The 11716-nt window shown below is 38.7% G+C and carries 12 protein-coding genes and 2 pseudogenes; 8 read left to right on the top strand and 6 right to left on the bottom strand.

Going from position 1 to position 11716, the window contains the following annotated elements; all coding sequences use genetic code 11:
• Positions 1 to 203 precede the first annotated feature (203 nt).
• Positions 204 to 884, top strand: coding sequence for an HAD family hydrolase (locus JEP40_RS18630; RefSeq protein WP_198624763.1), 681 nt, complete (start codon positions 204 to 206; stop codon positions 882 to 884).
• 66 nt (positions 885 to 950) lie between these two features.
• Here JEP40_RS18630 and JEP40_RS18625 read toward each other — a convergent pair whose 3' ends face one another.
• From JEP40_RS18625 to JEP40_RS18600, 6 genes are all read right to left on the bottom strand, one after another.
• Positions 951 to 1526, bottom strand: a complete 576-nt coding sequence (locus JEP40_RS18625) for a TerD family protein (RefSeq protein WP_023582790.1) — start codon at positions 1524 to 1526, stop codon at positions 951 to 953.
• Positions 1527 to 1605: 79 nt separating this feature from the next.
• Complete coding sequence (locus JEP40_RS18620) at positions 1606 to 2184, bottom strand: TerD family protein (protein ID WP_072070083.1); 579 nt, start codon at positions 2182 to 2184, stop codon at positions 1606 to 1608.
• A 53-nt stretch (positions 2185 to 2237) separates the two neighbouring features.
• Positions 2238 to 3278: a TerC/Alx family metal homeostasis membrane protein gene (locus JEP40_RS18615; RefSeq protein WP_198624762.1), complete on the bottom strand. Its 1041-nt coding sequence runs from the start codon at positions 3276 to 3278 to the stop codon at positions 2238 to 2240.
• 31 nt (positions 3279 to 3309) lie between these two features.
• On the bottom strand, positions 3310 to 3765 hold the full coding sequence (locus tag JEP40_RS18610) for a tellurite resistance TerB family protein (RefSeq protein ID WP_198624761.1): 456 nt from the start codon (positions 3763 to 3765) through the stop codon (positions 3310 to 3312).
• Between the two features lie 25 nt (positions 3766 to 3790).
• A complete protein-coding gene (locus JEP40_RS18605; protein ID WP_198624760.1) occupies positions 3791 to 4951 on the bottom strand; it encodes a TerD family protein in 1161 nt (386 codons plus the stop codon).
• Positions 4951 to 5535: a TerD family protein gene (locus tag JEP40_RS18600; protein ID WP_198624759.1), complete on the bottom strand. Its 585-nt coding sequence runs from the start codon at positions 5533 to 5535 to the stop codon at positions 4951 to 4953. Before JEP40_RS18600 ends, JEP40_RS18605 begins: the two co-directional genes overlap by 1 nt.
• A gap of 323 nt (positions 5536 to 5858) precedes the next feature.
• Here JEP40_RS18600 and JEP40_RS18595 point away from each other — a divergent pair, with 323 nt between their 5' ends.
• From JEP40_RS18595 to JEP40_RS18570, 7 genes and pseudogenes are all read left to right on the top strand, one after another.
• Positions 5859 to 6926, top strand: coding sequence for an ATP-grasp domain-containing protein (locus JEP40_RS18595; RefSeq protein ID WP_198624758.1), 1068 nt, complete (start codon positions 5859 to 5861; stop codon positions 6924 to 6926).
• A gap of 14 nt (positions 6927 to 6940) precedes the next feature.
• A complete protein-coding gene (locus tag JEP40_RS18590) occupies positions 6941 to 8077 on the top strand; it encodes a phosphoribosyltransferase domain-containing protein (RefSeq protein WP_198624757.1) in 1137 nt (378 codons plus the stop codon).
• Complete coding sequence (locus tag JEP40_RS18585) at positions 8070 to 8840, top strand: hypothetical protein (RefSeq protein ID WP_198624756.1); 771 nt, start codon at positions 8070 to 8072, stop codon at positions 8838 to 8840. Before JEP40_RS18590 ends, JEP40_RS18585 begins: the two co-directional genes overlap by 8 nt.
• A 2-nt stretch (positions 8841 to 8842) precedes the next feature.
• Positions 8843 to 9587, top strand: a pseudogene (locus JEP40_RS18580) (cysteine protease StiP domain-containing protein); the annotation flags it as partial.
• Positions 9588 to 9712: 125 nt separating this feature from the next.
• Positions 9713 to 9919: pseudogene (locus JEP40_RS19300) on the top strand (RNA-binding protein); the annotation flags it as partial.
• Positions 9919 to 10863: an HpcH/HpaI aldolase/citrate lyase family protein gene (locus JEP40_RS18575; protein WP_198624754.1), complete on the top strand. Its 945-nt coding sequence runs from the start codon at positions 9919 to 9921 to the stop codon at positions 10861 to 10863. The pseudogene JEP40_RS19300 and the gene JEP40_RS18575, both read left to right, overlap by 1 nt.
• A gap of 308 nt (positions 10864 to 11171) precedes the next feature.
• Positions 11172 to 11675 (top strand): tellurium resistance protein TerW, encoded by a 504-nt coding sequence (locus tag JEP40_RS18570; RefSeq protein ID WP_198624753.1) that lies wholly within the window; start codon positions 11172 to 11174, stop codon positions 11673 to 11675.
• Positions 11676 to 11716: the final 41 nt, after the last annotated feature.

The raw sequence follows: 11716 nt of genomic DNA, 5'->3' as shown, positions 1-11716 counted from the left end.
TATCAATAAAATGGGGCATTCTATCTGATGATAAATATTATTTTCTATTCATTATATAAATAATCTTTATTTATTTACATTAAAGAATATAAAAATCATTTTATTTTCAATAAGTAACGGACATACTATCTCATTTTGAGAACAATGATATAATATGTCCAATATTCTTAAAAACTCTGATGATTTACGGAGCTTATTTTTTTATGCAACCTCAGTTCGAAAACTCAAAAAACACCGTAAAAACGTTATCAGTGTTTGATTTTGATGGCACGCTAACTTATCACGATAGTTTTATTCCTTTTTTAAAGTTCGCTTTTGGTAAACGCAAATTTTCACGCCGTTTAATTAAGATGGTATTACCAACATTACGTTGTTTTAGACGCAAATTAACCCGTGATGAATTAAAAGAAGTGCTTATCAAAACTTTTTTAACAGACATTGACGAACAATGGTTAAAAGAAAAAGCAGAAGCATTTTGTCAGCTTTACTGGGCTAAATTAATGCGCCCTACTGGCTTATTAGCGGTAGCAGAAGAAGTGAAAAGTAATGCTCAAGTCACTATTTGCTCTGCATCACCAGCAATGGTACTACAGCCTTTTGCTGATAGGCTGGGGATTAAACTGATAGGCACGACACTTGAAGTTGTTGATGGAAAACTGACAGGTAAAATTATCGGGAATAACTGTCGCTGCGGTGAGAAAATTAAACGTTTAGAAGATGTCTACGGAGATCTAACGCAATATCATATGAGAGCATGGGGAGATTCTCGTGGTGATCATGAATTGCTTTTGGCCTCTCAGACACCTCATTGGCGTCACTTTCATACCGGTCGTCGCAAATCTAAAAACTCGCCGATTAAAGTGACCATAAAAAAAGAGTCTTAGCCATTAACTGTTTTCTTATCAATACAGAAAAAATAGCCCCCGCTAATGCGAGGGCTAATTAAAGTCTTAGATATTTACGCCATGTTGTGCGGCTAACGCACCTAAACCGCCCGCAAAACCTTGACCAACGGCTTTGAATTTCCACTCTGCGCCATGGCGATATAACTCACCAAAGATCATTGCAGTTTCTGTAGACGCATCTTCAGAAAGATCAAAACGTGCAATTTCAGTATTATTGTCGTTGTTATAAACGCGCATAAAACTGTTGCTTACCATACCAAAGTTTTGTTTACGGTTTTCAGCATCATAAATAGTGACTGCAAATACCAGTTTTTTCACTTCAGCAGGGACTTTTGATAGAGTGATTTTAACTTGTTCATCATCACCGTCGCCTTCCCCAGTGCGGTTATCTCCTTGGTGTTCAACGCTTCCGCACTGACTCACTTTGTTATTAAAGAAGATAAAACTTGCATCTGAAAGTACTTTTCCATCTTCACCTACCATGAATACTGACGCATCTAAATCGAACTCTGCGCCATCAGTCACGCGGGCATCCCATCCTAGACCAACCATAGCAACCGACATTGTTGGTGCTTCTTTAGTCAGAGAAACATTACCACCTTTAACGAGGGAAACTGCCATATCAAAGCTCCTACTTTATTGAATAAACTGGCAATCACATCTTATGACTGCCAGCGGTTAGTATCTTACAAATCGGCTATCAAGAGGCATTAATGCCGTACTGAGCACAAACTGAACCTAATCCCCCCGCATAACCTTGACCTACAGCACGGAATTTCCACTCTGCGTTATGACGATATAACTCACCAAATAGCATTGCAGTTTCAGTTGATGCATCTTCTGTTAAGTCATAACGAGCAACTTCAATTTGGTTGTCATCATTAACTAAACGAATAAATGCACCTGATACTTGGCCAAAGCTTTGACGGCGTGCTTGTGCATCATGGATAGTGACAACGAAAATAACCTTATCGACATCATTCGGGATCATGTCTAATTTGATTTTCAGTGCTTCATCATCGCCATCGCCTTCACCCGTACGGTTATCGCCGGTATGAACAACTGAGCCATCAGCAGATCTTAAATTGTTATAGAAAATGAAATCGGCATCGCTACGCACTTTTCCATTTGCAGCTAACAGAAATACAGATGCATCTAAGTCAAAATCTTGACCATCTGTAGAACGGGCATCCCAACCTAGTCCGACAAGGACGTTTTTCATCGTTGGGGCTGCTTTGCTCAGAGAGACATTACCACCTTTAGAAAGAGAAACGCTCATTTTATAACCTCTTTAGTTTTGTTTTTAATATTCTGATTTTTCAAGAATATTTATTAGTTTGTCTTACCTTCATCATCTTTTTTTTCTGGGAATACAAAACTTGCAATAATACCCAGAGCAAGAACACCAAGCACTACCAATAGGCTGGTTGTCGCGGAAATGCTGTATCCATGTTGCCAGATATGATCTGTTGCATTTAAACCCAATTTTGCAGCAATAAAGAACAACAGCACAATAACCGCTTTTTCAAGGTAAACGAGATACTGTTTTAACGCTTCTAACACGAAGTAAAGCGTACGTAAGCCTAAGATTGCGAACATCATTGCACTATAAACAATTAGGGGTTCACGGCTTACTGCGATAATAGCGGGAACCGAGTCGAAAGCAAACATCACATCAGAAAGCTCAACGACTGCCACACACAGCATAAGCGGTGTTGCATATAGAGCAGCTTTTGTACCACGACCGATAGTGATATCTTTGTTTTCAGGTTTCGCTAACTCAACATCAACTTCTTTTTGTGTTAATAAGAAAGCGTGTCCAGTGATTTTTGGCCATATAGGAAAAAATCGTTTTACTAAGCGATAAGCAAGATGTTGTGAATAGTCTTCAATTTCTTCACTATCATCACCACTTTTCAGCATCATAACTGCCGTCCAAGCAACGATTAAGGCAAATACTATCTCAACATATGGTCCTAAACTTAATAGTCCTGTACCGATGGCAACAAAGATCCCACGGAAAACGATAGCACCAATGATACCCCAATAAAGAACGCGGTGACGGAAGCGATCAGGCACAGCAAACCACGAGAAAATCGCCATCATGACAAACAAGTTATCAACGGAAAGCACTTTCTCTAATGCATAACCTGTTACGAATAAACTCGCAACTTCTGCACCATGATGAATATAAAGGAATCCTGCGAATACCATAGCAATAGCAACCCAGAATATAGACCAAAATATGGCATTCTTTAACGTTATCGGCTTATCAGCACGGTGCATGAATAAGTCGATAAAAATAGCGCCAATCGCAAGTACTACAAAGACAATGACAGTTTCTGTCGGAAAACCAATATGTGTGGATACCATAATAATTCCTGAACGGTTCCCTATAAATTAATTACAAACCAAATTCTGCGGGTTGAAAGCCTAATGCAATAGCAATAGCCCGCACCGCTTCTTTTTCATCATTGTCAAAATCACCATCACTTTTCGCAACAGCAATACCAACACGAATAGCTAATTGCGCAGCTTCTGGCTGATCTTTCATTGCCAGAATATACTTCATGGTTTCGCCTTTACCGACTTCAGTATCAAACTCGAAACTTGTAATTAGCTTATTAAAGAATTCAATCACCTCTGAGGTATCAAAGACTTTAAGTTCATCCGATGCTTTTAAAAAACCCAGCATCTTCTGTTTTTCTTCAGAACTCACACCGTCGCTGGCGATAGCAATACGAGCACAAACAGCCACTGTACCTTGCATAAATTTTTTGTTTTTAAAACGACCAACTTGCTTTGCTAACTCAGAACGTCCCGTATTAAAACCTTCTTTTAATTTGTTAAAAAAACTCATGTTATTTTTCCTTATATCAACTTGCTCACTTAGAACCCGCTGTCCAGCGAAATCCCCACCCGTAGGCATTATCCATATCACGGTGGCCTTTAAAAAACTCATTGAGACGTTCAACTCTGATTGAGCCGTTCTCATTAACCAGTCGTGCAATTGCACACATACCACGACCATTATTACCGTCAGTTAAACGGGTTTCTATAGGTGGTTGATCTGGCACATGAATGGTGACTACACCATCCGTTTTGCTCCAATTTGGTACGCCTTCATAAATAAATGCGAAAATTAGCACTTGTTTAATATTTTTCCATTCACGTCCATTTACAAATATCCATTCACCACCAGCAACATCTCCCGTACGATCATCACCTTGTAATTCAACATAAGGAATACGATTGAAATCACCAAATCCGTTTCCTAACGCTTGAATAACGGATTTATGGCCTTGCTGAAGTTCAACAAAAGCACCGATGTCTAAGTCGATACCTTTATTTCCGCCAAACAACCCACCTAATAACCCAGAGCCACCACTCTTACTTTCACGATGCCAATCAAGATTAATACGAATTTTACCGAAATCATCTTTCTTCGTTAGGCTGATTGCAGGTTTTTCTTTGGTTAAAGAAACCTTACTTAAGTTCACCGAACTTGATGCTGGTGCTGGTTTTGGTGCTGGTGCTGGTGCTGGTTCAGAGTCTGCAATATCAACACCAAAATGTTCAGCTAATGGTTTTAAACCACCGTTAAATCCTTGAGCAATAAAACGAAACTTCCAACTACCATTACGACGATACAATTCACCTAAAATTAATGCCGCTTCAGGACGACCATTAATATCAACATTGCCGTTTGCGACAACCTCATTATTAGCATCAACTTGAATCGATAATCGTTGTAAATTTGCGATAGTTTGTTGACCTTCACAGGTCGCTGTAAACGCAATTTTTTCAACATCAGGACGTAAACGTGTTAGATCTACAGTAAAAGAAGTGCTATTTCCTGCTGTTGCATAAATAACCGTACGATCATCACTCGCTGTTTGTCCATAAAACACCATATCAGCATCGCCATTGACTTTACCTGAGGCATAAAGTCTAAAAGCAGAAACATCAACGGGTGCTCCAGATTGAATACGAACGATTAAAGTTTGATTGGGGACGGGTAAGTTTCCCCCAGGGGTCATATTCATTATCGTACCACCGTCGCGACAATATCAGGCATCATGTCGTTGATAACACGGCCTTTACAAGGTGCACCATATGCCGTGAAATCCCATTGACCCTGGTTACGTTGCATAGAAGCAATAACAATACCGGTATGAGAGCCTTGCTCTGTTAAGGTATAACGCACTAACTCTTTATTAGTTATTTTATCAACAACTCGACAGAAAGCGTTTTCAACTTCATTAAATGTTTGTCCACGGAAACTGTTTACAGTAAAGACCAAGTATTCAACATTTGTTGGTAAGCGGTCTAAGTCAACGAAAATAGTTTCATCATCGCCGTCACCGTCTCCAGTTAAGTTATCACCCGAATGAACCACTGACTGACAACTTGATTTTAATTTGCGAAACCAAATGGTATCGATTTGATTGCCATTTGCGTCTAGTAAAACGCAACTTGCATCTAAATCAATAGAACCACCACCACCAAAAAGACCACCTAATAATCCTTTTTTCTTAATTGGATCCCAGCCCAAACCAAACATTAAATGGCTCAGTGTAGGTGCTTGTTTACTGAGAGAAACTGTTTGATTCTTGCTTAATGAAACCATAATTAAATTCCTTCAGAGGTAGAGTGAAACAATACTGCCATTTGTGATAAAATCCACATCATGAAAATCATCATATCATGATGAAGTACATGAGCAAGACTATTTTTATCACCCAAATCTAATTTTTTACCAATTTATTGATATTATTAATATTTTTATAAAAACAAATTATATAAATACAAAATAATTATAATAATGACGTTATTGGTTAGTCTAATTTAAGCTGAAATCAAATAAATCATATTATGATTGACACGGTTCTCCGAAATCTTCATGATTATAGGACTTGAACCCTACACTTTTATTTCACGGTATACAGCGTAATGAACAATACGATTTGGTTTATGGAAGGTTTATCATCACAACGCGATATTCTTCAAGGTGTTAAAGACTTTGCAAAACAACAGCACCAAGAAATTTTCTTGCTCGCATCTCATCGCCATGCGCGAAATGAGATTTTATCGCTTGCTGATGGGGCTTTTTATGAACCTATTGAAGAGACATTACGCTTAAAATTTATCGCTGATGTTGTAAAAAAGCATCAAGTTAAAGTCATTCATACTGGGCGCAATAGCACATGGTTTGAATTACACCGCAAAGAAATTGAATCATTAGGAATAAAATTAACCACAGGGGCAACTGAGCTTAAACAGCTTCAATTAGCCGATAATAAAGTCGCTTTTGCACAAGCTATGGAACAATGCGGTCTTCCTGTTGTACCTTCTATTTACATTGACTCAATTGATGAATTAGAAAAACAAATAAAAAATCCACCTTTTGGTGAGATCCCTTTATGCATTAAGCCAGTAAAAGGCATTTATGGCATGGGTTTTTGGCGCTTTGATAATCAAGTTTCGCCTATGGCACTGTTTAATCACCCAGAAAATCGCCAAGTTAATCCACAACAATATGTTGATGCATTAAAAGCGGTTGAACACTTTGAGCCATTAGTGCTCATGCCTTATTTACCCGGCCCTGAATACTCTGTTGATATGGTTGTTGAGCAAGGCAATGTCATTGCTGGCGTCGCTCGTCGTAAAGACGGAGCAATACAGCATCTAGAAATTTCAGGTGAGGCCTATGAATTAGGCAAAGCGTGTGCCACAGCCATGAAAGCAGATGGTCTTGTGAATGTGCAAACCCGAAATAATCATCAAGGTCATCCATTATTGCTTGAAATTAATATGCGCCCTTCAGGTGGCATTGGTTACACCCAGCATTGTGGTATTAACCTTGCGGGTATTTTTGCTTTACGCCAATTGGGATTGATGAGTATTGAAGAAGCTCAAGCTCAAAATAACCATTTTATACCAACAAAAATACGCTCAATCACCGATTCTATTGTTTTCAATTCAACGTTAACAAACGTAATAAATACGGATAATAATTAATAATGAAGAATAGTATGAGTGACTCTTTAGTTTATCGTCGCCAGCTTAGTTGTGGCACATTGAGCGTGACGCCAAATTGCCCTATTGAGTTACTTGATGAATTATTTGATATTGCAGAAAGACGCAACCCTAAGCGTGCATTTTTATTTGTCAGTAAAGTATTAGGCCGTCATATCCCTGTTTCGCCGAAAAAAATGCGTGAAACCTACCAAAGACTAGCCAAACAATTTCCTTCTTCACTTGAAGGCCCTATTTTGTTTATTGGTATGGCGGAAACCGCCGTGGGTTTAGGGGCTGGTATTTTTGATGAAGTAAGAAGTCGCTATCAACAAACCATTTATTTAACTTCGACACGTCACCCTGTTAATGATGGTGAACTGCTGTGTGAATTTAAAGAAAATCACAGCCACGCGACCGATCACTTACTCTATTTGCCAAAAACAGCAGAGCAACGCCAGTGGGTACAACAAGCAAAAACCGTTGTATTAATTGATGATGAAGCCACTACAGGCAATACCTTTATTAACTTACTTTCAGCACTACGTGAAGAAGGTGGATTAACCCATATTGAATCCGTTATTGCTGTCACACTAACGGATTGGAGTGGTGAGTCTATCGCTGAACGCGCCCCATTACCGATTAAAACTCTCTCTTTAGTTCAGGGTGAATGGCAATGGGATGCCGATCCTAATGCGCCTCTGCCTGTTATGCCAAATGTCAATATTACGGCATCAGGTCAAGTTGCTATTACAGGTAAACAAAGCTGGGGGCGATTAGGGATGATAGCGCCTGCAAACGATCTAGGTTTAACCATCAAAGCATCAGTTGATGAAAAAATTCTCGTATTAGGATCGGGAGAATTTGTGTGGGAACCTTTTTTGCTGGCTGAACGCCTTGAAAAACAAGGTGCTATTGTAAAATATAGCTCAACAACACGTTCGCCTATTTCAACCAATTTTGCCATTCAATCAGCCATTACTTTTACTGATAATTATGGTTTAGGTATTCCTAATTTTGTCTATAACGTGGCACATCAACAATTTGATCGTATTTTGCTTTGTTGTGAAACCCCTGTTGACAGTATTGATAGCCAACTGATTGAAGCTCTTAATAAGGTTGCACCTATTGTTGAGGTAATTAGTTATGACTAAGCCCGTTATTTTAACTGATCTCGACGACACCTTATTTCAAACGCGTCGCAAGATGGTAGATGAATTAGCGCTGGAGCCCTATAAAACAGGTGCATTGGATAGAAGCTTAGAGCCACGTAGCTTTATGACACAAGAACAAGCCATGCTGGTAGACTGGATGCTAGAACATGCTGACTTAATTCCTGTTACCGCACGTGGTACAGAGGAAATAAGCCGAGTCACGATCCCTTTTCATTCTTGGGCAATTACCACACATGGTGCTGTGGTATTAACCCCTGAAGGCACAGCAGATGCGCAATGGCAAAACCATATCACTCAAAGCTTAGCGACCTATACACAGCGTTTGTTGACGCTACAACAATCAATTACGCAATTAATGGCGGAACGACATATTGATGGTTGGGCACGAATTAACTATGAATATGGTGATTTGCCTATTTATTTAGTGATGAAGCATAACGATAGCACCCGACTAGAAGAGCTATACGCCATAGGTGATGAGATAGAAAAAACATTCTCAACCGAAGGTTTTTATATTCATCGCAACAGTAACAATATTGCTTGGTTACCTGAACCTATTGAAAAAGGCAAAGCAGTCACCTATTTGCTTAATAAATTAAAAACAGAACGTGGCGTTTTTCCTGTCATTGGTTTAGGTGATAGCCTGAGTGATCATCGTTTTATGAAATTATGCAGTTGGTATGGGCTTCCTCGCCAAAGCCAATTTGCTGATGCGATCAACACAAAAATTTTTGGAGAATAAACATGATGGATCATAAACCGTTTTCAGGATCTTATGTATCAGGTGATGTCGATTTTCTACTTCAACCCGTCAAGATTGAAATGACGCCTGTTGAGTTAAAGGAAGAGCTAATACAATCAGGTAAACGCCACTATTCTGACATGCTAAGCCAAGAGCCAGAACCCACAACATGGCATCTTGATCTCTTTGAAAAAGCGCTAGAAACCGGTGCTACACGCTTAGCAACTGAAGTAATTATGTTGGCAAAATCCCTTATTGAACGCTTTGGTGATACCCCGATTATTCTGACAAGCCTTGTCCGTGCGGGTGTTCCTTTAGGCGTAATGTTGCAGCAAACATTACGCAAAATGGGAAAAATCTCTTATCACTATGGAATAAGCATTATTCGAGATAGAGGCATTGATAGCGAAGCGCTTTCATGGATTGAACAACATCACGGTACAGAAGGAATTGTTTTTGTTGATGGTTGGACGGGAAAAGGCGCTATTACAGGTGAGTTAATTCGCTCATTAACCGGACGCGAAGGCTATCCCCCACAACCACGTCTTGTCGTCCTTGCAGATCCTTGTGGTTGCGCATGGCTAAGTGCCAGTGATGAAGATTGGCTTATCCCTTTTGGGATAATGGGCGCTCCCGTTTCAGGATTAATTTCACGTTCAATTTGGACAGAAAAAGGCTTTCATGGTTTTGTCGATTGCCAACATTTAAAACAATATGAATGTAGTCGCTACCTTGTTGATATTGTAGGAAAAGTTGTTAATTCCTTAATTGATAACGATATCCCACATGCCACATTTAAAGAACAACAATCAGACTTAAAAAAGCTGAGCGAAAACGTCGTTAGTTCACTTGCAAAAAAATATGATATTTCAAATATCAATCGTATAAAACCCGGTATTGCCGAGGCCACACGCGCTGTTTTACGCCGTGTACCTGACCATATTCTTGTGAGAGAGATAACTGATCCTGATGTGGCATTACTGGTTTATCTTGCGCAAGAAAAAAATATTGCTGTTATTGAAGCAGGGCAAGCGCTTGGTCAATATCGTGCAGTGACTATCATTAAAAAGGTGAAATAATGATTGAACGATTATCCCCGTGGAATTTAGGGGCAACACTTTATATGCCTGCAACTCGAACAGATATTGCGACAACGATTATCGATCAGAAAATTGAAGGATTACGCTCTTTAATTATCTGTTTAGAAGATGCGGTTAGCGATGCTGATATTCCCGTTGCATTAGAAAATTTGGCTACGTTATTAAATACGTTGGCAGAGCATAAAAAGAACCATGATTGTAGCCATTGGCCTTTGCTATTTATTCGCCCTCGCCACACGGAAATGGGTCAATGGATCACAGAAACACTTAATGTCAGTGCCATTGACGGTCTTGTATTGCCTAAATTTACTCAAGCCTCTTTACCTGTTTGGTGGAATATTATTGAGAATACGCATTTATGTATGATGCCAACTCTTGAAACCGAAGAGGTGTTTGATGTTATTCAAATGACAGAGCTTGCAAACCACCTACTGGCTCACCCTTGTCATAACAGAATTATCGCGTTACGTATTGGTGGTAATGACTTAATGAATGTGATTTCGCTAAGACGTAATCGCCAGTTAACACTTTATGATGGTCCAATGGGTTACGTCATAAAAATGCTAGTTGCCGTATTTGGTGCTCGTCAGTTTGCATTAACAGCACCAGTTTGTGAGCATATTGATGATCACCATATTATGGATAAAGAGCTTGCTCTTGATATTGCTAATGGACTGGTGGGTAAAACGGCGATACATCCAAAGCAAATTCACAAGATTGAACAAGCTCTCATGGTATCTCAATCCGATCACTCAGATGCTTTGCGTATCTTAAATTCAACACAAGCCGTCTTTAAATCACAAGGTGCAATGTGTGAACCTGCAACGCACCGTCGCTGGGCATTGAGCATTTTAACTAGAGCTAAAATTTATGGCATTATTCCTAACCAACAAAATAATGCTCAACGTTTTAATGCAACATAAAACACTCTATAGCAGATGATGAACTCGATAAGATAAAATAATTATCTTATCTTGATTTTGATTTATAAGTTTCTAGTTAAAATATGTTATCTTTAGCTAGAACTTATAAAAACAAAACCGACTTTTTTATTTAAAAAAAGTCATTTTTTTCATTTGAATTATTATTTTATACTACATTTAATAGGACGCTTATTTTATTTATACTTGTAATACTTCTGATACTTGTAAATAAAGTGTAAGAACAAGAATAATAAAAATTAAAGCTGAATATTTTAACACAAAAATGACAGAATAAGTGGTAACTAAGCATGCAATTAAGCACTCGTCAGGTCAGAGTCTTTACACTGGCAACCCTTTTAAGCTCGGGAAAAAAGGTTCCAACTATTAAGATTATTTCTGCTCTTGAATGCTCAGAGCCAACGTTAACTCGCGTTTTAAAAGAGATAAGAGATTCTTATGGTGCTGAAATAAAGTACAGCAAAGCGTCTCGAGCTTATCAAATGACCGAACGTGGTCAGCTTGATAATAAAGCATTACGCCGTATGCGTGAGGCATTATCAGCCAGTGAAGATCTTCGCCATAATGGAATGACAAGCCGAGTTTACCTCGACAAAGATAAGAAAAAATCGGTTTCGCTTTCATTAAAAATGTCTGCATTACGCAAAATTGACAGATTATCTTATTTAAATAATTCCACACGCAGTGAAGCAGTTGAATTATTGGTTGACCATTATATTGAAAATTTAATTCAATCAACGCTTGCTGAATTAGCTGAAAAAGAAAAAGATAAAAAACAGGCTCAAAAGAATTAATAATATTAATTAAGAAATAACTTGATACGTTAGTATCAAGT

The sequence above is a fragment of the Proteus vulgaris genome (genome assembly GCF_016239305.1).
Lineage (GTDB): Bacteria > Pseudomonadota > Gammaproteobacteria > Enterobacterales > Enterobacteriaceae > Proteus > Proteus vulgaris_C.
This window is presented reverse-complemented; position numbering and strand designations above follow the sequence as displayed.

Coding starts and splice junctions, on each gene's coding strand:
- JEP40_RS18625 (WP_023582790.1), bottom strand. CDS start 1,526: ATGGCAGTTTCCCTCGTTAAAGGTGGTAATGTTTCTCTGACTAAAGAA.
- JEP40_RS18610 (WP_198624761.1), bottom strand. CDS start 3,765: ATGAGTTTTTTTAACAAATTAAAAGAAGGTTTTAATACGGGACGTTCT.
- JEP40_RS18585 (WP_198624756.1), top strand. CDS start 8,070: ATGACTAAGCCCGTTATTTTAACTGATCTCGACGACACCTTATTTCAA.
- JEP40_RS18630 (WP_198624763.1), top strand. CDS start 204: ATGCAACCTCAGTTCGAAAACTCAAAAAACACCGTAAAAACGTTATCA.
- JEP40_RS18595 (WP_198624758.1), top strand. CDS start 5,859: ATGAACAATACGATTTGGTTTATGGAAGGTTTATCATCACAACGCGAT.
- JEP40_RS18575 (WP_198624754.1), top strand. CDS start 9,919: ATGATTGAACGATTATCCCCGTGGAATTTAGGGGCAACACTTTATATG.
- JEP40_RS18590 (WP_198624757.1), top strand. CDS start 6,941: ATGAGTGACTCTTTAGTTTATCGTCGCCAGCTTAGTTGTGGCACATTG.
- JEP40_RS18570 (WP_198624753.1), top strand. CDS start 11,172: ATGCAATTAAGCACTCGTCAGGTCAGAGTCTTTACACTGGCAACCCTT.
- JEP40_RS18615 (WP_198624762.1), bottom strand. CDS start 3,278: ATGGTATCCACACATATTGGTTTTCCGACAGAAACTGTCATTGTCTTT.
- JEP40_RS18605 (WP_198624760.1), bottom strand. CDS start 4,951: ATGAATATGACCCCTGGGGGAAACTTACCCGTCCCCAATCAAACTTTA.
- JEP40_RS18600 (WP_198624759.1), bottom strand. CDS start 5,535: ATGGTTTCATTAAGCAAGAATCAAACAGTTTCTCTCAGTAAACAAGCA.
- JEP40_RS18620 (WP_072070083.1), bottom strand. CDS start 2,184: ATGAGCGTTTCTCTTTCTAAAGGTGGTAATGTCTCTCTGAGCAAAGCA.